Origin of the sequence: Candidatus Palauibacter scopulicola (assembly GCF_947581915.1) — a bacterium.
In the GTDB taxonomy this organism is placed as follows: Bacteria; Gemmatimonadota; Gemmatimonadetes; order Palauibacterales; family Palauibacteraceae; genus Palauibacter; species Palauibacter scopulicola.
This window is the reverse complement of the sequence record NZ_CANPWG010000065.1, coordinates 88,287-112,896: the sequence shown is the minus strand read 5'-3', so window position 1 is coordinate 112,896 and position 24,610 is coordinate 88,287. Positions and strand designations below refer to the sequence as shown.

Annotated in this window: 23 protein-coding genes; 4 read left to right on the top strand and 19 right to left on the bottom strand. The window is 71.1% G+C overall.

The window, feature by feature from the left end; genetic code table 11:
• Positions 1-51: 51 nt before the first annotated feature.
• From RN743_RS13090 to murA, 12 genes are all read right to left on the bottom strand, one after another.
• Positions 52-1,197, bottom strand: a complete 1,146-nt coding sequence (locus RN743_RS13090; RefSeq protein WP_310780438.1) for an ATP-binding cassette domain-containing protein — start codon at positions 1,195-1,197, stop codon at positions 52-54.
• On the bottom strand, positions 1,194-2,336 hold the full coding sequence (locus RN743_RS13085) for a 6-bladed beta-propeller (protein ID WP_310780437.1): 1,143 nt from the start codon (positions 2,334-2,336) through the stop codon (positions 1,194-1,196). Before RN743_RS13085 ends, RN743_RS13090 begins: the two co-directional genes overlap by 4 nt.
• A complete protein-coding gene (locus tag RN743_RS13080) occupies positions 2,333-3,253 on the bottom strand; it encodes a bifunctional riboflavin kinase/FAD synthetase (protein ID WP_310780436.1) in 921 nt (306 codons plus the stop codon). Before RN743_RS13080 ends, RN743_RS13085 begins: the two co-directional genes overlap by 4 nt.
• The gene (gene truB, locus RN743_RS13075; protein WP_310780435.1) at positions 3,250-4,164 is read right to left on the bottom strand and encodes a tRNA pseudouridine(55) synthase TruB; all 915 of its coding nucleotides are present in this window, start codon (positions 4,162-4,164) and stop codon (positions 3,250-3,252) included. The genes RN743_RS13080 and truB overlap by 4 nt, the downstream gene beginning before the upstream one ends.
• The gene (gene rbfA / locus RN743_RS13070; RefSeq protein ID WP_310780434.1) at positions 4,154-4,510 is read right to left on the bottom strand and encodes a 30S ribosome-binding factor RbfA; all 357 of its coding nucleotides are present in this window, start codon (positions 4,508-4,510) and stop codon (positions 4,154-4,156) included. Before rbfA ends, truB begins: the two co-directional genes overlap by 11 nt.
• A 28-nt stretch (positions 4,511-4,538) precedes the next feature.
• The gene (locus tag RN743_RS13065; protein ID WP_310780433.1) at positions 4,539-4,823 is read right to left on the bottom strand and encodes a DUF503 domain-containing protein; all 285 of its coding nucleotides are present in this window, start codon (positions 4,821-4,823) and stop codon (positions 4,539-4,541) included.
• Positions 4,824-4,839: 16 nt separating this feature from the next.
• The gene (gene infB, locus RN743_RS13060) at positions 4,840-7,536 is read right to left on the bottom strand and encodes a translation initiation factor IF-2 (protein WP_310780432.1); all 2,697 of its coding nucleotides are present in this window, start codon (positions 7,534-7,536) and stop codon (positions 4,840-4,842) included.
• Positions 7,533-7,862, bottom strand: a complete 330-nt coding sequence (locus RN743_RS13055) for a ribosomal L7Ae/L30e/S12e/Gadd45 family protein (RefSeq protein WP_343219037.1) — start codon at positions 7,860-7,862, stop codon at positions 7,533-7,535. Before RN743_RS13055 ends, infB begins: the two co-directional genes overlap by 4 nt.
• Before the next feature lie 32 nt (positions 7,863-7,894).
• Complete coding sequence (nusA, locus tag RN743_RS13050) at positions 7,895-9,325, bottom strand: transcription termination factor NusA (protein WP_310780430.1); 1,431 nt, start codon at positions 9,323-9,325, stop codon at positions 7,895-7,897.
• Between the two features lie 9 nt (positions 9,326-9,334).
• Positions 9,335-9,826, bottom strand: a complete 492-nt coding sequence (locus RN743_RS13045) for a hypothetical protein (RefSeq protein WP_310780429.1) — start codon at positions 9,824-9,826, stop codon at positions 9,335-9,337.
• 184 nt (positions 9,827-10,010) lie between these two features.
• A complete protein-coding gene (locus RN743_RS13040; protein WP_310780428.1) occupies positions 10,011-10,772 on the bottom strand; it encodes a laccase domain-containing protein in 762 nt (253 codons plus the stop codon).
• On the bottom strand, positions 10,769-12,058 hold the full coding sequence (murA, locus tag RN743_RS13035; protein WP_310780427.1) for a UDP-N-acetylglucosamine 1-carboxyvinyltransferase: 1,290 nt from the start codon (positions 12,056-12,058) through the stop codon (positions 10,769-10,771). The genes RN743_RS13040 and murA overlap by 4 nt, the downstream gene beginning before the upstream one ends.
• A gap of 173 nt (positions 12,059-12,231) precedes the next feature.
• On the opposite strand from murA, the gene RN743_RS13030 reads away from it, so the two are divergent.
• Positions 12,232-12,699, top strand: coding sequence for a DUF948 domain-containing protein (locus tag RN743_RS13030; RefSeq protein ID WP_310780426.1), 468 nt, complete (start codon positions 12,232-12,234; stop codon positions 12,697-12,699).
• A gap of 15 nt (positions 12,700-12,714) precedes the next feature.
• Here RN743_RS13030 and RN743_RS13025 read toward each other — a convergent pair whose 3' ends face one another.
• Genes RN743_RS13025 through RN743_RS13010 form a run of 4 tightly spaced genes read right to left on the bottom strand, consistent with a single transcriptional unit; the run spans position 12,715 to position 18,175 of the window.
• Positions 12,715-15,024: a UvrD-helicase domain-containing protein gene (locus tag RN743_RS13025; protein WP_310780425.1), complete on the bottom strand. Its 2,310-nt coding sequence runs from the start codon at positions 15,022-15,024 to the stop codon at positions 12,715-12,717.
• Positions 15,021-16,250 (bottom strand): HAMP domain-containing sensor histidine kinase, encoded by a 1,230-nt coding sequence (locus RN743_RS13020; protein ID WP_310780424.1) that lies wholly within the window; start codon positions 16,248-16,250, stop codon positions 15,021-15,023. The genes RN743_RS13025 and RN743_RS13020 overlap by 4 nt, the downstream gene beginning before the upstream one ends.
• On the bottom strand, positions 16,247-17,569 hold the full coding sequence (gene serS / locus RN743_RS13015) for a serine--tRNA ligase (protein WP_310780423.1): 1,323 nt from the start codon (positions 17,567-17,569) through the stop codon (positions 16,247-16,249). Before serS ends, RN743_RS13020 begins: the two co-directional genes overlap by 4 nt.
• A 33-nt stretch (positions 17,570-17,602) precedes the next feature.
• Positions 17,603-18,175: a hypothetical protein gene (locus RN743_RS13010; protein WP_310780422.1), complete on the bottom strand. Its 573-nt coding sequence runs from the start codon at positions 18,173-18,175 to the stop codon at positions 17,603-17,605.
• A gap of 110 nt (positions 18,176-18,285) precedes the next feature.
• Here RN743_RS13010 and RN743_RS13005 point away from each other — a divergent pair, with 110 nt between their 5' ends.
• From RN743_RS13005 to RN743_RS12995, 3 genes are read left to right on the top strand one after another with little or no spacing between them, the layout of a single operon-like run.
• Positions 18,286-19,416 (top strand): sugar phosphate nucleotidyltransferase, encoded by a 1,131-nt coding sequence (locus RN743_RS13005; RefSeq protein WP_310780421.1) that lies wholly within the window; start codon positions 18,286-18,288, stop codon positions 19,414-19,416.
• Complete coding sequence (locus tag RN743_RS13000) at positions 19,413-20,606, top strand: putative sugar nucleotidyl transferase (RefSeq protein WP_310780420.1); 1,194 nt, start codon at positions 19,413-19,415, stop codon at positions 20,604-20,606. Before RN743_RS13005 ends, RN743_RS13000 begins: the two co-directional genes overlap by 4 nt.
• Positions 20,603-21,430, top strand: a complete 828-nt coding sequence (locus RN743_RS12995; RefSeq protein ID WP_310780419.1) for an MBL fold metallo-hydrolase — start codon at positions 20,603-20,605, stop codon at positions 21,428-21,430. Before RN743_RS13000 ends, RN743_RS12995 begins: the two co-directional genes overlap by 4 nt.
• A gap of 14 nt (positions 21,431-21,444) precedes the next feature.
• Here the strand turns inward: RN743_RS12995 and rseP are convergent, their stop codons facing one another.
• Genes rseP through RN743_RS12980 form a run of 3 tightly spaced genes read right to left on the bottom strand, consistent with a single transcriptional unit; the run spans position 21,445 to position 24,603 of the window.
• Positions 21,445-22,548: an RIP metalloprotease RseP gene (rseP, locus tag RN743_RS12990; RefSeq protein ID WP_310780418.1), complete on the bottom strand. Its 1,104-nt coding sequence runs from the start codon at positions 22,546-22,548 to the stop codon at positions 21,445-21,447.
• On the bottom strand, positions 22,545-23,711 hold the full coding sequence (dxr, locus tag RN743_RS12985; protein WP_310780417.1) for a 1-deoxy-D-xylulose-5-phosphate reductoisomerase: 1,167 nt from the start codon (positions 23,709-23,711) through the stop codon (positions 22,545-22,547). The genes rseP and dxr overlap by 4 nt, the downstream gene beginning before the upstream one ends.
• A 40-nt stretch (positions 23,712-23,751) precedes the next feature.
• On the bottom strand, positions 23,752-24,603 hold the full coding sequence (locus tag RN743_RS12980; RefSeq protein WP_310780416.1) for a phosphatidate cytidylyltransferase: 852 nt from the start codon (positions 24,601-24,603) through the stop codon (positions 23,752-23,754).
• Between the last annotated feature and the right edge of the window lie 7 nt (positions 24,604-24,610).

Sequence of the window (24,610 nt, the reverse complement as noted above, 5' to 3'; positions counted from 1 at the left end):
CGCGTGGCTGTAAAGGTGCGGCGCCACGCGGTACTCGGATTACCCGTCCGCTCACAGGGCAGCGAGAATGGCGGCAGCCGCCATCTCCAGGGCAAGGCAGGTCGAGGCCCAGGCGATGAACGGGGGACCGCGGCCGACTCCGAGGGTCGACAGGAAAGCGCCCTCCCCCCGCCGGAGATGGTCGATCCACGAGAGAAGGACGCAGATCCCGACGACAGGTATCGTGACGCCCGCGGCCCACAGGGACGGCGTGCCGCCACCCGCACGCAGGGGCGTGCCCACCGCCGCCCCGAAAGCGGCCATCACGAGCCGGACGATGATCCAGATCGCCACCGCAGAGCCGGCCATCGGCAGCCAGATGCGGCGCGCGCGGCCCGGCCGGCGCGCCGGGGAGACTCCGGAGCCGACGTCTACGGCCCGACCGCGGTCCGGGTCCGCCGGATGCGGTTTCGAACCCGTTTTCAGCTCCGTTCGGCCGCGGCGGCCGAGGTAGTCCCGGACAAACTCGGGATGTCTCCAGGTCTGTTCCGGAGTTCCCGTGACGCGGGTCCCTCCCGCCGTGATCCAGACCACCTCATCCGCGGCCTGCATGAGCAGCTCGACCTCGTGCCCCGTGATCAGCACCGCCGCGCCACGTCCGGCCGCGTCGCGCAGGGCGCGGACCGCCCGCTGCTGGTCGGCCGGGGCCAACCCGGTGAGGGGCTCGTCGGCGATCAGGCACAGAGGGTTGCGGAGGAGTCCGAGCGTGAGCTCCACGCGGCGCCGCTCCCCGCCCGAGAGTTCGCGCACCCGGCTGCCGAGGAGCGGGGACACGTCGAGCGGATCCAGGTCGGTCAGTCGACGAGCCTCCGGGAATGCCGCGGCCAGCGTGGTCAGGTGGGCGTGAACGCACCGACGCGGAACGGCCAGTCCCGCCGCGGGCACGAAGCACAGACCCTCGCGAGCCATGCGGGCGATCCGCGGGCGTAGCGTTGCCCGTCCGCGCCACCTGACGGCGCCGGTTTCCGCACCGAGAAGCCCGAGGGCACAGCGCAGGAGCGTGCTCTTCCCGGAGCCGTTGCGCCCGAGGAGGACCGTCACGCGCCCCGGCCACGCCTGGACCGAAGCGGCTCTGAGCACTTCCGCGGCACCGAATCGCTTGGCGAACCCCTCCGCCGCGAAGATCGGCTCGGCCGTCCGGGAAGAGGCTGTGCTCACATCCCGGGCGACATCGAGGAGGGGCAGGCGGGGCCGGCGAGGGCGGGCTCGAAGATGACGGCGCGGGCGATGCCGCCGTCCTCCCGAACGCCGAACAGGAGGGCGTCATCGCCCGTCCCCCGCAGCGCCTCGTCGCGCTGGATACGCGCGATGAGAGCTCCGCTGGCGGGATCGATCACGTCCAGGACGGTGTCGAGGAGCCGGTCGAGTTCCAGGGGAGACGGCGCGGCACCGGAGCTCGCCTCCCGGTTCTCGTCGGCGACCCAGGTGCCCGCCCACAGCAGGCCGCGGTCGAAACGAAGGCTGATGACGATGGAGGGAGCCGGCGCCGAGACGGGCGCCCCCGGCTGCGGCGGCCCGGGGTCAAACCACTCCGGGTCTCCGGCCAGGCGCGCGCGCGGCCCGCTCCCGCCCTCCGGATCCCACGCCTCGAACCCGTATTCCCCGGCCCGGGTCGTCCACACGCTGCCCTCCCCGTCCACCGCGACCGGGGCGCGGAAGAAGTTCACGACCCACGACTCCACCGGGGTGGCGCCGAGGCTGGCGGACCGTACTCCGCCGCGATCGACGATCTCGGTCGTCGCGCCGAGCACGTCGTCCACCTGTCCGAAACCGGACACGGCGTACCGCTCGCCACGGTCGATGACCGCGAAATCGAGCCCGTGGAGGCTTCGGATGTCTGTGGTTTCGATCCATCCTCCATCCGCGGACAGGAGCGTGATCCTGCGGTTGACGAGGTCGAGGATCCGCAGGCTGCCATCGGATCCGGGACGCATGCGGCCCGGGACGCGATACTCGCCGGGCCCGTCTCCGTTCCCTCCAAGGGTCTCCAGGAACGCGCCGTCGGAATCGAATACGAGCAGTTGGCCGCGGTTCTCGACGCTCGCGACGATGTATTCGCCCGCCGCGGTCCGGGTGATCTCCGGGCGGCTTCCGATCGTTCCCGGGTCGCCGGGATCGCCGAGACGCAGCACTTCCCGGAGCCGAACCGTGCAGTCCCCCGCCCGGTCCGCAATCGGCAGGAGCGCCTGGGCCGCCGCCGGCCGCGGAACTCCCGCACAGACGACCAGGATTCCCGTACAGACGACGAAGGCGATGAACCACGAATTGCGGGTCGATGCCGTCAGCTTGCCGCTCATCCGCCTCTTCCCCTGAAGTATTCGAGGCCGGTCGCGAGGTCCCGGCGCATCTGCGCGGCGAGATCGTCTCCCGACTCGTACGCGCGCACCTCGCGCAGCCGGTGGAGGACATCGACGATCACACGCTCCCCGTAGATGTCACGGTCGAAATCGATGAGAAAGAGTTCGATGGCCGGCGGAGCGTCCGCAAAGGTCGGCCGGGGCCCGAGGTGCAGCAGTCCATCGACCCGCTCGGAGCCCAGTGTAGCGCGCACCGCGTAGATGCCTTCCGCCGGAAGGAGTTTGTCGGGAGGCGGAGGCGCGAGGTTGGCGGTCGGAAAACCGAGCGCGCGGCCCCGCCCCAGCCCCCGGATCACCGTCCCGCGGAACGAATAGGGGCGGCCGAGGCCCGCGGCCGCGCCCTCCATGTCGCCCGACGCCACCTCCCCCCGAACCCGTGTGGACGAGATGGTCGATCCGTCGGTTTCGACGCCTCCGACGACCGAGACCTCGAACCCGTGGACTTCGCCCATCCGCTCCAGCACGGAGACGTCCCCGGCGCGTCCGCGCCCGAACCCGTGGTCGTACCCGATCACGACCTCCGCCGGACGGAAGCGCGGGACGACGATGTCCTCCACGAATTCTTCGGGGGAATAGCGGGAGAACTCGAGCGTGAAGGCGACGAACGCGGCGTAGTCGAGCCCGAGCTGGGCGAGGATCTCCTTCTTCTCGTCCGGCAGCGTGAGGAGCGGAGGGGCAACTTCCGGACGCACGACGCTCAGGGGGTGCGGGTCGAAGGTGAGGAGCACGGCATGACCGTTTCGTGCGCGCGCGCGCCGCCGAACGTCGCGCAGGATCGCCTGGTGCCCCAGGTGGACCCCATCGAAGGTCCCCATGGTGACGACGGTGCCCCGGACGTGGGGGGGGAGCCCGCTCACGCGGCGAACACCTTCTTCGGGTAGAGGCGGCCGTCGCGCTCCTCGGCGACGGCGAAGAGTTCGTCGGAGGCGCACAGGGCGACCGGGTTCGTGGAGCCGTCCGGCGAATCGGGCGTGCTCCGGGATGGCGGCAGCACATCTCCGCGCTCCACCGACCTCCCGTACCGGATCTCGTCCCGTTCCTCATCGTTCAGTTCGCGGCGCCGCAACCACGGCAGCGCCGCCACTTCCGGGCGCCAGGCGATGGACGCCTCGGCCACGGCCTCCCGCGCCGCGTCCGGAGACGTCGCGTCGTCCACTCCGAAGGGGCCGATCGCCGTGCGGCGGAGTGCGGCAAGGTGCGCCCCGGGTCCGAGGTCGCGCCCGATGTCACGGGCCAGCGCCCGCACGTAGGTGCCGGTGGAAACGCTCGCGCGGAAGCGGACCCGAGGGAGGTCGATGTCCGTGACCGCGATCTCCTGGATGGTCACCTCGCGTGCCTCGAGTGCGGGGCGCTCCCCGCGGCGGGCCAGCGCGTAGGCGCGCTCGCCACCGGCGTGGCGCGCCGAGTAGGAGGGGGGCACCTGTCGTCCGACGCCCTCGCGAGCCGCGAAGGAGGCCCGAATGGCCTCGGTATCCAACTCCCGCCAGCCGGCATCTTCCGATACGGTCCTCCCCGTGAGATCGTCGGTGTCCGTCTCCCGTCCCAACACCATCGTCGCGTCGTAGGATTTCGGGAGTCCGTGGTAGAGGTCGGCGAGCCGGGTGAACGACCCGACGAGCGACAGCAGGAGCCCCGTCGCGAAAGGATCGAGCGTCCCGGTGTGGCCGATCCGGCGCACGCCCAGCCTCCGCCGTACCCGAAGAATGATGTCGTGCGACGTCGCTTCGGCCGGCTTGTCGACGAGGAGCAGACCGGCTTCAGTCGTCACGCGGCCCCGCGTCCTCGCGAGCCCGGCGCAGCAGTTCCTCGATCCGGTTCGCGTGCTCGGGCGTTTCGTCGGGCAGGAAGCGGAACTCCGGGATCTTCCGCAGCCGGAGCGACCGGCCGAGTTCCCGCCGTATGAATCCCACCGCGTGTTCCAGCCCCTCGATTCCCTCCGACACATCCTCGTCCGAGCGAATGTAGACGGTCGCGAAGGAGAGATCCCGGGTCGCCCGCACGTCGGTCACCGTCACTCCGTCGAGACGGGGGTCCTTGAGCGATCCGAGCAGGAGACGCGTGAGTTCGCGCCGGAATAGTTCACCCAGCCGTTCGCTCCGGTGACGATGGGTCACGCGCTCCCCCGCCCCGGGTCGCCGGCCTTCACAGGAACTCGGTCTCCGACTCGATGACGTGGGCCCTCGGATCGGATTGCAGGAAGCGGTCGACGCGTCCGAGAACGGACTCCGCGTGCCGACGTTCGCCCGATACGACGCAGACCGTGATCTCGGCCATTGCGGCCCGGTCGCGGAGGCCGGTCTCGGCGGCGGAAACCCGGAACTTCACGATCGCGCGCTCGCGCAAGCCGCGGACCACCGAACGCTTCGCCTTGAGCGACCGGCAGCCCGGGAGGTGAAACACCCAGCGGCCCACCCCGATGACGGCCATGATGCCCCGCGGAAGGTCAGCCTGCCGGTGCTCCGGAGAGGGTGCGCGCGACCTCCACCACCTCGTAGCACTCGATCACATCGCCGACCTTGATGTCGTTGTAGTTCTCGATGGAGATGCCGCACTCGTACCCGTCTCTCACCTGGCGCACATCCTCCTTGAACCGCCTCAGGCTGTCGATCCGACCCTGGTAGATCTGGATCTGGTCGCGCAGGAGGCGGATCGGGAGGTTGCGCCGCATGGTGCCGGTCTGCACGTAGCAGCCCGCGATGGTCCCCGCCTTGGGGACGCGGAAGAGCTCTCGGATCTCGGCCATGCCGACCGTGACCTCGCGCTGCTCGGGCGCGAGCAGGCCCTCGAGCGCCAGACGGATCTCCTCGACCGCTTCGTAGATCACGTTGTAGATCCGGATCTCGATCGACTCGCGTTCCGCAGCGGCCGCCGCTCCGGCGTCGGGCCGGACGTGGAAGCCGACGATGATCGCCTCGGAAGTCGAGGCGAGGAGAATGTCGGACTCGTTGATGCCGCCCACCGCCCGGTGGATGACCTCGACCGAGACCTCGTCGGTCGACAGCCGTTCGAGGCTGTCGGAGAGCGCCTGTACCGAGCCGTCCGTATCGCCCTTGATGACGACGTTCAGACGTGCGCCCTCGCCCGCCTTGACCGCGGCGAAGACATCCTCGAGCCGCGTACCGGTCGCCCGGCGGCGGATGTCCTTCTCCCGCTCCAGTTGCTGCCGCCGCGAGACGATCTCGCGGACCCGCGCCGCGGACAGGACGATGAGCGAGTCGCCCGCCTGCGGCACGCCTTCGATCCCGAGCACCCGCACGGGGATCCCCGGTCCGGCGCTCGTGATCTTCCGGCCGCGCTCATCGAGGAGCGCGCGAACCCGCCCGCCATGGAGTCCGCAGACGAAATCCGCGCCGATCTCCAGCGTCCCCCGCTCCACGAGCACGGTGGCCACCGGACCCATGCCGCGGTCCAACTGCGCCTCGACGACCGTCCCCCTGGCTTCTCGCTCCGGATTCGCCTTCAGCTCGAGAATCTCCGCCTGGAGAAGAACCTTCTCGAGAAGGTCGTCCAACCCTTCGCCCGTCTTCGCCGAGACTTCCGCGCCGAGGATCTCGCCGCCGAAGTCCTCCAGGACCACCTCGCGCGCGAGGAGTTCCCTCTTGACCCGATCCACGTCCGCCGATGGGAGATCGACCTTGTTCACCGCGACGACGATCGGCACCGACGCGTTCCGGGCGTGGCTGATCGCTTCGATCGTCTGCGGCATCACGGAGTCGTCGGCCGCCACGACGAGGATCACGATGTCCGTTACTTCCGCGCCGCGCGCGCGCATGGCCGTGAACGCCTCGTGGCCGGGCGTGTCGAGGAAGGTGATCGTCCGGCCCTCCGAGAGAACCACGTGATAGGCGCCGATGTGCTGCGTGATCCCCCCCGCCTCCCCCGCGATCACGTTCGTGCTCCGGATACGGTCGAGCAGCGAGGTCTTTCCATGGTCGACGTGGCCCATCACGGTCACGATCGGCGGGCGGGGCACCAGCTGGCTCTCGTCCTCGGGCAGGCCTTCGTCATCGCTCGCGAGGTCCGCCTCGAACCCCTCCTCGCGGATCGCCGTGAAGCCGGCCTCCTCGCAGATGAGTTCGATCTGGCCGAAGTCGAGCCGCTGATTGATCGTCACCATGAGACCGAGGTTCTTGAACGCCGACGTGATGATGGCCTGCGGCGGAACCTCGATCAGATCGGCGAGCTCCGACACGGTGAGGAACTCGTTGACCCGGACCGTCGCCTTCTCCGTGCGCTGTTCGAGTTCGCGCTGCTCGCGCTCCGCCTCGCGCTGCTGTTGCTGCGTTTCGCGCCGCCGCTTCCGCGGCGAGGACTGGCCCATCGCGGCCAGCGTCTTGCGGAAGTTCTGCTGGACGGCGTTCCGGTCCACGCGCCGCCGTTTCTTCCCATCTCCACCGCGAGATTTCTTGCGCCCATCGACGGTGTAACCCTCGGCCGAGATTCGCACCTTGCCGCCGGGGCCCGCCGAGGCCCTGGGTGCCGAGGGGGCGGCGGGCGACGGCATGTCCCGGCGGACCGGCTTCGGCCGGCGCGCGGGGCGCGGCGGCGCGGCCGGCGCCTCCGCCTCCGGATCCGCCTCGGGCTCGGCGACTTCCGTCTCCGTCGGCTCGCCGACCTCGACGCTCGCTTCGGTCTCCGCCGACGCGGCCTCCTCGGGGGCGGCGATGTCGGCCGCCTCGTCGGGCTCCGGAGCGGCTTCGGCTGCAGGCTCGACTTCGGTCTCCGCCGGCGCGGCCTCGATGCCGGTGTCGGGCTCGACCTCCGTTTCGATCTCGACCTCGGCTTCGACCTGAGGCTCGACCTCCGCCTCGATCGCCGCCTCGATGGTCGCCGTCGCGGCCTCTTCCGGCGCCTCGGGGGAGGGGCCGACGCCTTCTTCGACGTCGACGTCAGGCGTCGCGGTGGTGAGCGACGCGGGCGCGGCCCGCCGCCGCCGACGGCGCCGCCGCACGGGGGCCGCGGTGCCGGTGACCGTCTCTCCCCTCCGTTCGCGTTCGAGCCGCGCGTGCAGACGCGCCACGCTCGCCGAGTCCACGCTCGACATGTGGCTGCGCACGGGCACCTCCATCTCCCGCAGCAACTGGATGAGGTGACTCGTGTCGAGTCTCAGTTCCTCTGCGACCTCGAAGACACGCTTCATTGTCCAGGCACCTGCCCTTCCGGGTCTCCGTACGACCCGGAGCTGTCGTCACGCCGCGAAGGCGTGCGCTCCCCTTCGAGAATCCGCTCCGCCAGCGCCGAATCCGTGACGCCGACGACGGCCACATCGTTCCGTCCGAGCGCCCGTCCGAGCGCCCGTCGACTCGCCACCGTTACACGCGACGCCCGCCGCGCCTGTGGCGTGAGGCGGTTCACCGCATGCCGCGACGCGTCGCCCGCGACCACGAGCAGGGCGAGTCTTCCCCTGCGCGCCGCGATGTCCACGGCCCGGGTTCCGAGCGCGACCCGGCCCGCGCGCGTCGCGATGCCGAGCAGGCTCAGCGTCCCGCCGCCGCGCTTCAGGCGGTCCCCTCGCCCGAGGCGGCCGTGCTCAGCGCATCGGCCGCCTCCGCGGAGGCCGGCTCCGGCGGCGCCTCCGCGTCCGCCGCGTCCGCCGGCGCATCGGCAGCCGTCTTCGCGGCCGCGGCGCCCTCCGCCTGCGCCTCGTCCACGACGGTCAGTTCATCGATGAGCGCTTCCAGCGTGTCCGCCTCGTCCGGCCCGATCCCCGGAACCTGAAGGAAGTCGCCCCGGTCCATGTCGAGGAGTCCGTAAAAGCTGCTGATTCCGGCCGCCTCGAGCGCCGCGAGCGTCGCGGGGGCGATCCCCTCGAGCTCGGAGAGCGGGAAGTCGGACATCTCGTATTCGTCATCGCCTCCGAACAGGCCGGCCTCTCCGCCGCGCTCCATCCAGTCACGGCTGGAATACAGGTCGATCTGCCAACCGATGAGCTGCGACGCCAACCGCACGTTCTGCCCGTTTCGTCCGATCGCCAGCGACAGCTGGTCCTCGTCCACGATCGCCGTGATGACGTGCCGCTCCTGGTCCGAGATCACCTTGGCGACCCGGGCCGGAGCCAAGGCTCGACGGGCAAAGATCTCCGGGTCCGGGTGCCACGGGACGATGTCGATCCGTTCGCCGCTCAACTCCGACACGACGGCCTGGACGCGCGACCCCTTCAGGCCGACGCAGGCTCCGACCGGGTCGACGGATTCATCCCGGGACGAGACGGCCACCTTGGTGCGGCCTCCCGCTTCACGGACGATCTCCTTGATGTCCACGATATCCTGGTAGATCTCCGGCACCTCGAGCGCGAACAGAGAGGCGACGAACTGGGGGTCCGCCCGCGAGAGGATGAGCCGCGGACCGCGCGGCGTCTCCTCCAGCAGCTTCAGCACGGCGCGGATCGGCTCGCCCTGGCGGAAGCGTTCCCGCGGGTTCTGCTCCCGCCACGGAATGATCGCCTCGGCTTCGCGAGACCGGTTCAGCATGACGACGAGCTTGCCGCGCTCGCTCGCCTGTACTTCGCCCGAAACGAGGTCCCCTACCCGGTCGTTGAACTCCATGCGGATCCGGTCTCGTTCTCCCTCGCGGATGCGCTGGATGATCCTCTGCTTGGCGGCCATGACCGCGCTGCGGCCGAAGTCCCTGAAGTCGACGGGGATCTCCATGAGATCGCCGACCTGGAAGTCGGGATCATCCCAGCGAGCCTGCTCGAGCGTCACCTCCCGGGCCGGATCCTCGACTTCCTCGACGACTTCCTTGAGGACGACGATCGAAATGTCGCCTCCATCGGTGACGTCGATTTCCGCTTCGACCGGACCGCCGAAACGACGGGCGAGCGCCGCGTGGATCCCTTCACGGATGAGATCATGCAGCTCCAGCTCCGTCAGCGACTTGTTCGCCGCCATCATGCGGAACGCTTCAACGATCGGGATCTGATCGCTCATTGCCTCTCTCTATCTCCCACCCACGCCTCCGGCCGCGTCCCAGTCGTAGACCAGGCGGGCGGAGGCCACGAGGTCCAGCGGGATCTCCACACGATCCCCTTCGATCTCCAGCGCGAACGTCCCGGGGAGTCCGTCCACCATCCCGAGCAGCACGCCTTCCAGTTTCCGGCCCCGGTCGGCCAGCGGACCGTAGCCGCGCACGCGGATCCGCGACCCGGAGAAGCGGTCGTAGTCCGCGGCCTTGACCAGCGGCCGGTCCACTCCCGGCGAGGACACTTCGAGCACGCAGTCCTCGTCGGCCCCATCTTCAAGTGCGCCACGCAGTTCCCTCGTCACCGCGATGCAGTCGTCGACGGTCACGCCCGACCGAGCGGACGGCCGGCCCGGCCGATCGATCCGGAGCCGGAGCAACGGCCGGCGACGGCCTCCGCCCCGCTCCATCTGCACGACCTCGAAGCCGAGGGCTTCGACCGCGCGTTCGATGTCCGCCGAGTCCAGCATACCGACCCCTTCGGCGAGTCCGGTTCGCCCTACTGCAAAAAAAAGTGGGGCCCGTACAGCTTCCCCACTTCGAGTAACGCCATCGCCCGCCGGCCCGCGCGGACGTATGTGGACATGCGACTTCGAACATACCGCGGGGTTCGACGCGCTGCAACAGCAGGTACGGCTCGCCGGCGTCCCCGGTTCAGTCGCTCCGCAGCCCCAGGAAGGCGGCCATCCGTCCCGCCGTACCGCCGCTCGCGCGGTGCGAATGAAGGTCGCCGGGGCCGCACGACGTGCAGAAGCGGGAGCTTGAAAGCGCGTCGGGTGCGACGCCGGCCGCCGAGGCCTGGGCGGCGAGGATGCCCCTCAAGTCGAGTTGCGCGCGCGTACCGCGGAGGCCGAAGGCGGAGAGCACGGGGGTGTCGACCTCGTAACAGCGTCCGCAGATCGCGGGCCCCAGATGGACACGGAGATCCCCGACGGCGCCGAAGGAGCCACCGTCGATACCGCGAACGAGCCGGGCGATCGCGCGCGGAAGGATGCCCGCCGCGGCCCCCCGCCATCCCGCGTGGATCAGGCCTGTGCGCCCGCGTTCGCGCGACCAGAGATAGACGGGCACGCAATCCGCGGCCGTCGCGGCCAAGAGCCAACCGGGCCCCTCCGCGAGCTGGCCGTCCACGCGACCCGCCCGGTGGACCGTGCAGGTCCCGGAGTCGGGGACGGGCGAGGCGCCGATCTCCCGGAGATCCGTACCGTGGACCTGAGTCGGCACCGAGACCCGGCGGAAGCCGAGTTCCCGGGCCAGATCCCCGTAGACCGAGGCCACGCGCTCCGGGGAGGCGTCCGCGACCGCGAGGTCCCCGCGCTTCGCCGTCGTGATCCCGCACACGACGCTCGGATCGAGCGACTCCCACCGCGACAGCCGCAGCATGCCGTCCCCGGGGACCTCCGCGACCTCCGTCACGCGCCTTCCGGAGCCACGCGCTCGATGCGAGCCCCCAAGGCCGCGAGGCGTTCGTGGATGCGCTCGTAGCCGCGCTCGATCTGTCCGATGTTGTGCACGCGACTCCCGCCTTCCGCAGCCAGCGCCGCGATGAGAAGCGCCATGCCGGCCCGGATGTCGGGGCTCTCGAGGGTCGCTCCGCGCAGCGGCGACGGTCCGACGACGACGGCCCGGTGCGGATCGCAGAGGACGATGCGGGCGCCCATGGCGATCACCTTGTCGACAAAGAACATCCGCGACTCGAACATCTTTTCGTGGATGAGGACGGTGCCCCGGCACTGGGTCGCGGCCACCAGCGCAATGCTGATCAGATCCGCGGGGAACGCCGGCCAGGGCCCGTCGTCGATCTTCGGAATCTGGCCGCCGAGGTCGGGCTGAATCTCGAGCTCTCCCCCGCCCCGCACGAGGAGCTGGTCGTCGCGCCACGCGAACTCGAGGCCGAGGCGTCGGAATCCCACGCGCAGGGGGTCGAAATGGGCCGGGTTCGCTCCGGCGATCCGAAGGGTCGAGCCCGTCGCGGCCGCCAAGCCGATCACGCTTCCGATCTCGATGTGGTCCGGCCCGATCCGGAAGGTCCCGCCTCCCAGGGTCTCCACGCCTTCGATGACGAGCCGCGAAGTCCCGATGCCGTCGATGCGGGCGCCGAGCGTGACGAGAAAGCGGCACAGGTCCTGCACGTGGGGCTCCGTGGCGGCGTTCCGCAGTTCCGTCGTGCCCGTCGCCGTCGCCGCGGCGAGCACGGCGTTCTCCGTCCCCGTCACGGACGGCTCATCGAGGAAAACGGAGGCGCCGCGGAGACCCGGAGTGCGCAGGACGTAGCGGTCTCCGACGTCGACCGCCGCACCGAGCGCCTGCAGCGCAAGCATGTGAGTGTCCAGGCGGCGGCGCCCGATGAAATCCCCTCCGGGATGCGGGAGCTGGCACGACCCCATCCGGGCGAGCATGGGGCCCGCGAGCAGCACCGATCCGCGGATCCGGCCGGCCAGGTCCGCATCGGGGATCGCCCGCCGATCCACGCCGGCGGCGTCGAGTTCGAGAACGCCGGGCTCCGTCCAGCCACCCTCGACGCCCAGACTGCGGAGGAGGTCGAGCAGCGTCTCCACGTCCGTGATGCGCGGGACGTTCTCGATTCGCACCGGCTCGCGCGTGAGGAGCGTGGCCGCGAGGATCGGGAGGGCGGCGTTCTTGTTGCCGGCGGGCGTGAACACGCCGCGCAGCTCGTTTCCGCCCTCGATCCGATAGTACATCGCGCCTCCTCCCCCCTTACCCACATCCGGCGATGCCGGCACCGCGCGCCAAAGTAGCCGGCGGACGGAGGGCGGCCTATACTCTCCTCACCGGCAGTCCGTGGCAAAACTCCGCGTCAGCGCCGAGAGCGGCGAAGCGCTCGCCTGACAGGGAGTGACGAGGGAGAGCCGCAGTGACCACATACGAGATCGCGGTCGTGGCCGGGATGGCGGTTTGGCTCATTGTCGCGCTGGCGATTCTCATCGTCCTCCTGCACGCGATCCGCCTCTTGCGCGAAACCCGCGAGCCGCTGGGACGGATCTCCGGCACGGTCACCGACCTCAGCGACCGCCTCAAGCCCGTGCTGCACAACGTCGAACAGGCAAGCGACCAGGCCCGGCGCATCGCGGGCCGGCTCCGGGACGACGCGGACGGCGTGGGCCAGGCGCTGCAGAGCGCAAGCGAGTCCACCGGCCGCATGGTCGACCTGGTCGAGGAGCGGGTGGTGGAGGTCGCGGCGCTGCTGGCCGTCGTCCAGGAGGAGGCCGAAGAGACGTTCCTCACGACAGCCTCCCTGCTGCGCGGACTCCGGCGCGGCAAGGACAACGTATCGACCGCGAAGCGGGTCGTGCGGGCGCTGGGGGATCGCGGCGGAGACTGACCGCGGCGCCCGCGGCTAGGCGGGGCGCAACCCCGCGTACGCGACGACGACCTTCTTCCGACCGACCTTCTCGAACGCGATGTCGGCCTTGGCCTCCCTCCCGAAGCCGTACACCTGCAGCACCTCGCCGGCCCCGAAGCGCGGATGCACGACGCGTACGCCCGGGCCGAGCGAAAGCGGCACCTGCGAGTCGTCGTAGTCATACTCGAGTTCGCCCGGCGCTCCCGACGCTCCATCCGCGCCGGAGCCGACCGCGCGGCCCGAGCCTCGGTCCAGACGCCTCTGCCAGGCGAAGGAGCGGCCTCGCGGCTCGGCTCCACCCGCCGGCCGGCGGCCGGCCCCGCGGGCGTCGTGCGCACGCCACCGCCCCCGGCGCGGCGCCGCAAGCCGCGGAAGCACGTGTTCCTCCGGGAGTTCGTCGATGAAGCTCGAGGGGGCCGAGCGGCTCGCCATCCCCGCCCGCCAGCGGTGGTCCGCGTACGTCAGGCTCAGCCGGTCCATCGCGCGCGTCACCCCCACGTAGAAGAGGCGCCGTTCTTCTTCCAGCCCTCCGGGCGCCTCCATCGCCCTCGAGAGCGGAAACAGGCCCTCCTCCAGCCCGCCCAGGAAGACCACCGGGAACTCGAGTCCCTTCGCGTTGTGCAGCGTGATCATCGTCACCGCCTCACCGTCGAAGTCGGCCTCATCGAGGTCGGAGCGCAGCGACACGGACTGCAGGAACAACTCGAGATCCGTGGCTTCGTCGTCGGGGTCCTCCACATCGTCGCGCTCGAACACCTCCGCCGCCGCGAACAGTTCGCTCACGTTCTCCAGGCGATCCGCGCCGTCCTCCTCCTCCGCCAGCGCCGTGGCCAGGCCGAAGACCGCGACGCAGGCCTCGAGCGCTTCCCGGGCGCCGGTGTCGGGGAGCGAAGCCCGCAGGTCGGCGAGTCCGCCCGCGAACCGCCTCAGGCCGCGCGCCGCCGCCCTCGGAATGCCGTCTTCGTGCCGCGCCCGCGCCGCGACCGCCGCCAGGGGTTCCACGGCTTCGCCCGCGCCGCCGCCCGCACGGGCGAGTTCCCCCAGCCGCTCGAGGCTCTTCGCTCCGACGCCGCGCCTCGGCCACCCCACGGCGCGCAGGAACGCGGCGTCGTCCGCCGGGTTCACGAGCAGGCGCAGGTAGGCGATGACGTCCTTCACCTCGCGACGCTCGTAGAAGGGGACGCCTCCCACGATCCGGTACGGGATGCCGGACCGCCGGAACGCCTCCTCGAAGGCCCGCGACTGCGCGTTCGTGCGGTACAGCACCGCAAACTCGTTCAGGCCCCGGGTGTCACGGCCCGCCTCGATCCGTGACGATACCCACGCCGCCTCCGCCCGCTCGTCATCGCAGCGGACGACCTCGATCGGATCGCCGGCCTCCCGCTCCGTGTGCAGCCGCTTCGGTTTCCTGGCCAGGTTGCGGGAGATGACGGCGTTCGCGACCTCGAGAATCGACCCCGTCGAGCGGTAATTCCGCTCCAGCCGCACGACGTGCGCGCCCTGGAAGTCGGCCTCGAAGTCGAGGATGTTCCGGATGTCCGCCCCGCGCCATCCGTACACCGCCTGATCATCGTCCCCCACGACGCAGAGGTTCCCGTGTTTCGAGGCCAGCGCCTTGACCATCCGGTACTGGGCGTGGTTCGTGTCCTGGTATTCGTCCACGAGCACGTGGGCGAAGCGGGCGGCGTAGCGATCCTGCACGCCGTCGACCGTCTCGAGCAGCTGCACGGTCTCGAACAGGAGGTCGTCGAAGTCGTAGGCGTTGCGGCGCTCGAGTTCGCGCTGGTACGCGGGATAGACTTTCGCCACGACCTCCGAGATCAGGTCGAAGGCCTCCGACTCGTACTCCGCCGGACCCAGGAGCGCGTTCTTCGCGCTGGAGATCCGGCCGCGCAGCGCTCGGGGGGCCCAGCGTTTGGGGTCGTAACCCACCGACTCCATCACATCCCTGAGCGTGCGAATGGAGTCGTCCTCGTCGTAGATCGTGAAGGCGCGCGTGCGGGAGGTGTGCGGGGCCTCGGTGCGAAGGAGGCGCGCGGCGACCGAGTGGAACGTGCCGATCCACAGGCCCCGCGTGGAACGACCGATGAGCCCCTCGATCCGTTCCCGCATCTCGCCGGCGGCCTTGTTCGTGAAGGTGACGGCGAGGAGGCGCGTGGGCTCCAGCCCCTCCTCGATGAGGCGGGCGGCCCGCGCCGTGAGCACCCGCGTCTTCCCGGAGCCCGCGCCGGCGAGGACCAGCAGCGGCCCTTCGCCGTGTTCGACGGCGTTCCGCTGCTCCGGGTTGAGGCGGAGTCCCCTCACGTCCCCCGTTTCCGTGGACGGTGACGCGGGAGTTCGATCCGGAAGCTCGCGCCCCGCCCCGTGTCCTCGAGGCGGATGGAGCCATCGTGCATGTCTTCGATGATGCGCCGCGCGAGGGAGAGGCCGACGCCCCAACCGTGCTTCTTGGTCGTGACGCCGATGTTGAAGATCTTGTCCCGGAGCGCGGGAGGGATCCCCGGTCCGGTGTCCAGGACCCGGAACACGGAACGCCTGCCGCTCGGGCCGAGGTGGGAGATCACGATCCGGCCGCCATCCGGGGCCAGCGCGTCGATCGCGTTCCTGATCAGGTTCTCGAACGCCCACTCCAGGAGCGTCGGGTTGCCCAGCACTTCCGGTGACTCGGGCTCCATCTCCACCGCGATCTCGATCTTGCCGGTGCGGGAGAGCGTGGGGAGACGCGCCTCGAAGTACTGCCGAAGCTGGATGGCGGTGGCGCGCACGGACATGGGCTCCAGCTTCGGCTTGTGGCCGATGAGTTCGAAGCGGCGCGACACTTTCTGGAGGCGCGTCACATCCGCCGCCATTTCGTCGATGAGGTCCGGTTGCCCCACCTCCGATCCCCGGGGGCGCGGCCGGTCCTCGAGCACCTCCAGCCACCCGACGAGCGAACTGAGCGGCGTCCCCATCTGGTGCGCCGATTCCCTGGCCATGGCGGACCAGATGCGCTCCCGCTCGCTCCGGAAGGAGAGAAAGAGGAGCCAGCCGCCACTTCCGAGGATGACGAGGAGTGACGCCGCCTGCAGCCACGGGACCAGGCGAAGACGGCTCGTGAACTCGGGGTCGCCGAAGTGGACCTGGAGGCCGGGCGCCTCGAAGGGCGGCCGCAGCGCGTCGAGCTCGACCACGAATTCGCGCAGCGCCTGGTCGTCCGCCCTGCCGTTCGGGCCGAGTGGGAAGTCGTCGGGCAGGTGCGCCTCACTGCTCGGGTTGCCCAGGGTGTCGGTGATCACGATGGGGATGCGGAGGCGCCGGACCTGGGCGCCCACCTGCTGCGAGGCCTGGTTCCAGAGTTCGTTCTGTTCTTCGACCGTGAGGTTGCCCGCCGCGGCCGCGATGCTGATGGCCGTCAACTGTCCGAGAACCGCGGCGTCGAGCCGGCGTTCCTCCGCCTGCTGACGCGAGAAGATGGCGGACCAGACGAGAACACCCGTGGACAGAACCGCGAGCAGAAGCGCGCCGCCGCGCCGGTTCCAGAGCCGGATCACCGGCAGGACTCGAGCCGCTCGAACCCGAGATAGGGGTGGAGAATCTCCGGCAGCAGGATCCCCTCACCCTCGCGGAAACCGGTCTCGAGCAACACCACGATGAGCCGGGCCAGGGCCAGCGCCGAACCGTTCAGCGTGTGCACGTGCAGGGGGCGTCCCCCGCCCTCGGGCCGGAAGCGGATATCGGCGCGCCGCGCCTGGAAATCCCCGTACGACGAGCAACTGGACACCTCGAGCCACGCCTCGACGCCGGGAGCCCATATCTCCAGGTCGTACGTGATCGCGTTCGCGAATCCGAGATCTCCCAGCGGGAGCAGCACCCGCCGGTAGGGGACTCCCAGGAGCTCGAGCACCCGCTCCGCGTGGCGAGTCAGGAGCTCCAGTTGCGCCTCCGAATCCTCGGGCCGGCAGATGCGGACGATCTCCACCTTGTCGAACTGGTGAACCCGCAGGAGCCCGCGCGTATCGCGGCCCGCGGCGCCGGCCTCCCGCCGGAAGCAGGGCGTGTGCGCGACGTAGGCGAGCGGCAGGTCGCCCGCGGACAGGATCTCTCCCCGGTGCAGATTCGTGAGGGGCACCTCGGCCGTGGGCACGAGGAAGAGGTCGTCGGGGTCCGTCCGGTAGGCGTCGTCCTCGAACTTGGGGATGTGGCCGGTCCCCGTCATAGAGTCCCGCGAGACGACGAGAGGGGGCAGGACCTCCAGGTATCCGTGCTCGCGGACGTGGAGGTCCAGCATGAACTGAACGAGCGCGCGGCTGAGGCGGGCGCCGCCCCCGACGAGGAGCGGAAAGCCCGAGCCCGCGATCTTCGCCCCGCGCTCGATATCCAGCGACGGCGTCTTGCCCCCCGGCAGCGTGGCGCCGCCGGGGTCCGCGTGGCCGTGCGTCGCTCCGAGCACCCAGTGGGGCGGCACGTCGCCCTTCCGCGGGACGCCCCACTCCGCGACCGTCGGCCCCTCCCCTTCCTCGCCGGGCGGGACGCGTGCGTCGGGGATGTTCGGGATCTGCAGGAGGTGATCGCGAAGCTCCGCCTCGGTGCGCGCGAGGTCCGCATTGAGGGCCCGGATCCGCGCGGCCACATGGCGCATGGCCTCGATCTCCGCCGATGCGTCCTCTCCCCTGCCCTTCGCGGCGCCGATCGCCTTCGACGCCGTGTTTCGCTCGGCCTTGAGGACCTCCACTTCCCGGATCAGGCGGCGGCGGATCTCGTCCGCCCGCAGCGCCTCCTCCACGAGTCCCGCGGCCTGCTCGTCGCCGCGTTTCCGCATGGCGGCGCGGACCGGCTCGGGGTCGTCGCGGAGGGTCCTGAGGTCAAGCATGTCGGTGCGGGGCGGGACCGGCCGGACAGGGCGTCACAGCGAACCGTGCGTTCCCGGTTCGAGGACGATGTCTCCGCAGTTCGGGTTCACCAGGTGGCGGAAGACGATCGTGCCCGCTTCGGGATCGATGGACAGCACCTGCAGCTTCGCGTAGCGGCTGCACGCGAGAAAATTGTTCGGGTCGACGCGGCTGCGCGCGATGAGCACGTCCCCCGGCTGCACCGCGATGGGCGCGTTCAGGGTGTACCCCTCCTCCGGCGCCTCGAGCACCGCGTCGAAGCGTTCGCCGGTGATTTGCAGACCCGCGTCGGTGACGCTGTCCGCGATCGCCGAGAAGGGGACGAGTTCCGGCGCGCCGGCCCGGATCCGAAAGAGAAAATCCCAGTTCAGCGTCTGGTCGACGCGAGCGGGCACCGCGAGGACGATGTCGAACGCTGGAGGATCTTCGAGGCGGCCCGTCACGTAGTCATACAGCGTGACCTCCGTCGGCGTGAGCGGAACATCGCCGAGGAAGGCATCGAACGGATCGTCGCAGGCCGTCGCCGCGAGCGCGAGGAGCAGCGCTCCGAGCCGGACGGACGGGCAGGTTCGTTGTCGGGGGAACATGGCGCGAAAACTGTCGCCCGGGGAGGACTCGGGCAAGAAAAAACACCCCGGCGGCGCGGGATCGGCCGGCAGGGCCGGCAACGTGGCGCGGCACCCGCGGCGTCCGTAGCTTGGCCGCGTCGCGGGCGGCCCGCGGCGGGAAGGTCCCGGCGCACGCGAAGGGCGGTTCGGAGGACGGGAGGGAGGCTCTGTCGGTGCACCTCGAGGCGTACTGCGCGGTCCTCGCGGGCGGGATCGGCCGCCGGTTCTGGCCCGCATCGACCCCGGCCCGTCCGAAGCAACTCCTGCCCCTCGCGGGGCCCGCCCCGCTCATCGACGATACGCTCGCCCGCGCCGTCGCGCTCGTGGGCGCCCCGCGCGTCCGGGTCGTCGCGGCCGAACGCCTCGTGAAGCTCATGCGGCCAAGCCTGGATGCGGCGGGCGTCGATGCGCTCGTCGAGCCGGAGGCGCGCGGCACCGGGCCGGCTCTCGTCTGGGCCGCGGCCGAAATCGAGCGCGCCCACCCGGGCGCCCTGATGATCTCCATGCACGCGGACCACCGCATCGAGCCGCCGGGAGCCCTCGCCGACACGCTGCGGCCGGCCCTCGAGGCGGCCCGGGAAGGGTACCTGTGCTGCGTCGGCGTGCGGCCGAACCGCCCCGAGACCGGGTTCGGGTACGTGGAGACCGGGCGGGAGACCGCGTCCGGCGCACGGGAGGTACGGCGTTTCGTGGAGAAGCCGGATCCCGCCACGGCCCGGGAGTACCTGAAGTCCGGACGCTTCCTGTGGAACTCCGGTATCTTCGCGTGGCGAGCCGCCGACCTGCTCGAGGCCGCCCGACGCTGCGCGCACGAACTCGCGGGAGCGTGGCCGGCGCTCGAACGCGGCGATGCGGAGGGGTTCTTCGCGCGGGCCGAGCCGGTCGCGATCGACGTCTGCGTGATGGAGCGAGCCGAGCGCGTGGCCGCGGTGGAGGCGCGATTCGCCTGGGACGACCTCGGCGTGTGGAGCGCGCTCCTGCGCTCCCGCGAGGTGGACGAGGCGGGAAACGCTTCGGTCGGCTCCACTCGTCTGATCGACGCGGCGGAGAACGTCGTGTGGGCCGAGTCCTGCCGGGCCACGGTCATCGGGGTGTCGGGGCTGGTCATCGTGGAGGCGAACGGCGAACTCCTCGTGATGCCGCGCGAGGAAGCGGCGGGACTCGACGCTCGCCTGGGACGGATCGACGCGGACCCCTCCTCCTCCGACGCGCCGCGTTGACGACGCTCGTCATGTTCGACGACGAGCGGGCGGACGGCTGGGCCCCCTTCGCCCTCACGCGGCCCTGCGGCGAACTCGTCTTCGGCCGCTGGACGTTGCGTGAGCGGTTGGAACGGGTGGCGCGGACGCGCGTGGCCGGGCATGTGACGCGCCCATGGCTGCGCCGGTACGCGGAGCCCGGAGCGCCGCGCTGCCTGGATGCGGACGGGCTGTCCGCGCCCTTGACCGCGTGGAACGCGCGGGCCGTGCCGTCGCTCGACGCGGCGTGGAGCGACGCGCCCGCCAACCTCTGGGTCGCCGACCGGATGGCGGGCGTCCGCCTGGGCGCCGACGCCGAGCCGCCGCGGGCGGACTGGTTCGCCGCGCCCCGCCCCCGGCCCGGGCTGCCCGACCGCGCGGTGCCCGGCGCCTGGCTTGGACACCCGTGGGACCTGGTATCCGCCGGTCCCGACCGGCTGGCCGCGGACCTGGCGGCCGCGCCGGACCCGGAACCGGAGCTGCCGGACGGCTGCTGGCGCCTCGGCGACGCCCCGATCCGCGTCGGCGAGGGCGCGCGCGTGGAACCCGGCGTGCTGTTCGATGCGCGCGAGGGCCCGATCGAACTCGGCGCCGGAGTCGAGGTCCTCGCGGGCACCCGCCTCGGCGGGCCGCTCTACGCGGGAACCGGCTCGCAGCTGCTCGGGGGCCACATCTCGCGCTTCTCGGGGGGACCCCGCGCCCGCGTTCGGGGCGAGGTCGACCGCGTCACGATGCTGGGCTATTCGAACAAGGCGCACGACGGGTTCCTCGGACATGCGTACCTCGGCCGCTGGGTCAACCTCGGCGCGGCCACGACAAACAGCGATCTCAAGCACACCTATGGTTCGATCCGGGTCGGGCCGCCCGGCGCGCGGCAGGACACCGGACTCGTCAAGTTCGGCTGCCTGCTCGGCGATCACGTGAAGACCGGCGTCGGCACCCGGCTCGAAACCGGCGCGGTCGTCGGCGCCGGCTCCAGCCTGTTCGGCGCCGAGCCGCCGCCCCGGTGGGTGGAGCCCTTCTCGTGGGGAGGAGGCCGGAGGCCGGAGGCGCATCGCCGCGGCGATTTCCTCTCCACGGCCCTCCGGGTCGCCGAGCGCCGGGGGCTCGAAGGGACCCGGGAACTCCGGGACTGGCTGGGCGACGCCTGGGACGAGGCCCGCGGCTCGTGAGCCTGACCGTCGCGTCGCTGGGCTCCGGCAGCCGCGGCAACGCGTTCCTCGTCGAGGGCGACCGCGCCCGCGTACTCGTAGATGCGGGGTTCTCCGGGGTCCAGCTCGCCCGCCGACTCGGCGAACTCGATGTCGAGCCCGAAGCCATCGACCTCGTCGTCGTCACGCACGAGCACCGGGATCACGCCGCGGGCATCGGCATCGGAGCACGCCGCTGGGGCTGGCCACTCGCGATGAACGCTCCGACACGCCGCGCCTGCGCCCCCCTCCTGCGCGGGCAGGAGCGATGCGGAGACCTGCCGCTCACGGGACTCGAGATCGGCGACCTCGCGATCGAGGCCGCCCCCACCGCGCACGACGCCGCGAAACCCGTCGCCGTCACGGTCCGGCACCGGCCCACGGGGCTGCGCGTGGGTATCGCGACGGACCTCGGGCGACCGACCACCCCCGTCCGCGTGGCGCTCCGGGAGTGTGCCTTTCTCGTCATGGAAGCGAACCACGACGAGCACCGTCTCCGGGCCGCCTCCTATCCTTGGCGCGTGAAGCAGCGGATCGGGGGCAGCCGCGGACACCTCTCCAACCGCCACGCGGCCGAGTTCGCGCGCGAGCTCGCGCACCCCGGGCTGGGCGGTATCCTGCTCGCGCACCTGAGCCAGGAGTGCAACGACCGGGAACTCGCCCTGGACAGGGTGGCGGAAGGGCTGGCGCCGGCGGGATACGATGGAGTGCTGGACGTCGCCGCTCAGGACGAACCCGGCCCCCGCTATGACGTGGCCGCGCTCGCGAGGGCCCGCGCCGACGCCGAACAACTCACTCTGTTGTAGCCGGCCACGGCCTGCTAGCGGAGAAGCACCCTCAGCACGTCGTTCCCGACGGCCCACACCATGAGGGCGAGGACGAAGACCATCCCCACCGTCGTGAACCGCATCCGCGCCTCGATGCTGAGCGCCCGGCCCCGGACGGCCTCGATCCCCAGGAAGAGCAGGTGGCCCCCGTCGAGGACGGGAATCGGCAAGAGGTTGAAGATGGCGAGGTTGACGCTGATGATCGCCATGAAACTCAGGAGCTCCCAGAATCCCGCGCGCGCGGCGCGACCGGAAATCTCGCCGATGAGGATGGGGCCGCCCACCTCCCGCGCCGAACTTCGTCCGGTGACCAGGTCTCCGAGGAACTGAAGGATGGCGCCGCCCCAGTAGGCTGTATCCGACCACCCGCGTCCCAGCGCCTCGATGGGGCCCGCCCGACCGCCGTCAGCGCCGATGGTGATCCCGACGCGCCCGACCGTCCTCGATTCTCCCGTGAGGTCCGAGTACTGCTCGACCGCGTCGGGCGTCGCGACGAAGGTGAGCTGCTCCCCTCCGCGTTCGACGACGATGTCGATCGATTCGCCCGGGCGGCGCTCGATCCGCATCGTTACCTGCGCGGGGTCGTGCACCGCGGCGCCATCCACGCGCCGGATCAGATCGTCGCTCCGCAGCCCCGCCTCCGCGGCGGGTGACCCGGGCGCGACCTCGGCGATCCGCGGCTCGAACACGCCACGCCCCATGGCGAGCGCCGCGAAGGCGACCACCGCGAACAGCCAGTTCATGATGACGCCGGCCGAGATGGCGTAGACGCGGGCCCAGAGCGGCTTCCCGTCGAAGTCGCCGGGCCCCGGGCGCGCGCCGCGGCCCGCCGTCGCTTCCGGGGCGCCTCCGCCCTCGAGCGTCGACGTCACTTCCTCCTCCGCCATCCCCGCCATCTTGACGTAGCCGCCGAGAGGGATCCATGAGAGGACATACTCCGTTCCCCCGCGCCGGAAACCCACCATCTTCGGGCCGAGGCCGATCGAAAACCGCGGCACGTCGATCCCGACGCTCTTCGCAGCGGCGAAATGCCCCAGCTCGTGCACGAAAATGAGCACGCCCAGGACAAGGATGGTTACCAGAATCGTTACGATCACTCAGCGTCTCCCGACTTGGACTCCCACTGTGGGTCGCGGGCGATGGCGCGCGCCCGGCTATCGACGCGCCGCGCATCCTCCACCGATTCGATGGCGCGCGACGAGAACCGTTCCAGCGTACGAAGCACGACATCGGCGAGTTCCCTGAAACCGACGTCCCCGGAGAGGAACCTCTCGACCGCAACCTCGTTGGCCGCGTTGAAGGCCACCGGAAACTCGCCTCCCGCCTCTCCCGCCGCGACCCCCGCCCGGAAGAGGGGAAAATCCTCCTCCCGCACCGGTTCGAACGCCAGCGGACCATCCCGTACGGGGTCGAACGCCGCCTCCCGACGTGCGTCATCCAGCCGGTCGGGGTAGCCGAGCGCCCACAGGATCGGAATCTCCATCGAGGGCCGGCCCAACTGCGCGAGCGAGGAACCGTCCCTGAATTCGACGAGTGAGTGGACGATCGACGTGGGGTGCACGACGACCTCGATGCGCTCGTAGGGGAGGTCGAACAACGTGTGCGCCTCGATGACTTCAAGCGCCTTGTTCGCCAGCGTGGCGGAGTCGATCGAGATCTTGGCTCCCATCGACCAGGTGGGGTGACGCAGCGCGTCGGCGGGCGTCACGGCGGCGAGTCGCGGCGCCGGCCACTCGCGGAAAGGACCGCCCGAAGCCGTGAGAGTGACCCGCGCGACCTCCGACACGGGACGCCCGGCCAGGCACTGGTGGACCGCGGAGTGTTCGCTGTCCACGGGCAGGAGTTCGCCGCCGCCGCGGCGCAGCGCCCGCATCACGAGGTCTCCTCCCGCCACGAGCGACTCCTTGTTGGCAAGCGCAAGCCGCTTCCCCGCGTCGAGCGCCGCCAGCGTCGCGTCGAGCCCGGCGAATCCCACGACCGCATTGAGCACGATGTCGACCCCGGACGATCCGGCGGCCTCCGCGAGCGCAGCCGCGCCGAAACGCCATTCTCCGGCCCAGCGCGGAGCGAAGTCCTCCGGGGGCGGAGTCCCGAGCACAACGAAATCGGGCTCCTCGTCGAGGGCGAGGGCGTCGAGCGCCTCCCATCGGCGGTTCGCCGTCAGGACGGCGGCGCGAAACCGCGCCGGGTGGCGGCGGATCACCTCGAGCGTGCCCCCGCCGACGGATCCCGTGGCGCCGAGGACGGCGACGTGTTTCAAGCCCGGACCTCCGGGAAACCCGGACCGCCTCCGGCCGCCGTCACGCGAAGACGAGGAAGAGTAACGCGGCCGGGACCGCCCACAGGATGGAATCGAGCCGGTCCAGCATGCCCCCGTGCCCGGGGAGAAGGCCCGACGAATCCTTCACGCCGCACTCGCGCTTGAGCGCGGATTCGGCAAGATCGCCGATGATCGCCAGCCCCGTCACGACCAGCCCGAAGGCCAGCGTGGACACGATGTCCAGTACCCAGACGTCCGGGAGGAGGAACCGCGGATAGAGGACGGCCGTGGCGATGCCCGCCAGCAGCGCGCACACCGCTCCCGCCACCGTCTTGTTGGGGCTCAGCCGCGGCGCGAGCGGGCGTTTCCCGAGCGCTCGTCCGCCGACGTACGCCGCGGTGTCGGCAAGCCACGTGATGACGATCGGAAGGAAGAAGAGAAGCGTGCCGGCCATCCGCCCGGCGCCCGCATCGCCGCCGGCCGGGAGCAGGAGTCCGCCTTCGCGCAGGGGGACGCCCAGCGCGAGCAGCCCTCCGACGTAGAAGACTCCGAACGTCGTGCAGGCGGCGGCCCGCATCGGCCGCTCCGAGAGGTCCACCGTCGCGAGCGCGAGCGCGGGGAGGCCGAGCATCAGGCCCGCGGCATAGGCTCCGCCGCCCTCGATACCGCCCGCGAAGACGGCGAACGGGAAGAGAAACGCGGCCACCGCGCCCGGCAGCGCGAGGACCCGCGTCCCCGTCCCGCGCATCATCGCCGCGAACTCCCGGTAACCGAGCGCGGCCGCCGCGCCCAGCCCCGTGACGAAGACGACCCCGCCCGCGTAGGTCAACAGCGCGCAGAGGGGGACTCCGACCCCGGCGACGGCGAGCCTCCTGCGAAGATTGGAGCTCATGACGGAC

What these genes read in the sequence shown, in the direction of transcription:
- RN743_RS13045 (WP_310780429.1), bottom strand. Translation starts at nt 9,826, where the DNA reads ATGCTGGACTCGGCGGACATCGAACGCGCGGTCGAAGCCCTCGGCTTC.
- RN743_RS13010 (WP_310780422.1), bottom strand. Translation starts at nt 18,175, where the DNA reads ATGTTCCCCCGACAACGAACCTGCCCGTCCGTCCGGCTCGGAGCGCTG.
- infB (WP_310780432.1), bottom strand. Translation starts at nt 7,536, where the DNA reads ATGAAGCGTGTCTTCGAGGTCGCAGAGGAACTGAGACTCGACACGAGT.
- murA (WP_310780427.1), bottom strand. Translation starts at nt 12,058, where the DNA reads ATGTACTATCGGATCGAGGGCGGAAACGAGCTGCGCGGCGTGTTCACG.
- RN743_RS13065 (WP_310780433.1), bottom strand. Translation starts at nt 4,823, where the DNA reads ATGGCCGTCATCGGGGTGGGCCGCTGGGTGTTTCACCTCCCGGGCTGC.
- nusA (WP_310780430.1), bottom strand. Translation starts at nt 9,325, where the DNA reads ATGAGCGATCAGATCCCGATCGTTGAAGCGTTCCGCATGATGGCGGCG.
- serS (WP_310780423.1), bottom strand. Translation starts at nt 17,569, where the DNA reads ATGCTTGACCTCAGGACCCTCCGCGACGACCCCGAGCCGGTCCGCGCC.
- RN743_RS12980 (WP_310780416.1), bottom strand. Translation starts at nt 24,603, where the DNA reads ATGAGCTCCAATCTTCGCAGGAGGCTCGCCGTCGCCGGGGTCGGAGTC.
- RN743_RS13085 (WP_310780437.1), bottom strand. Translation starts at nt 2,336, where the DNA reads ATGAGCGGCAAGCTGACGGCATCGACCCGCAATTCGTGGTTCATCGCC.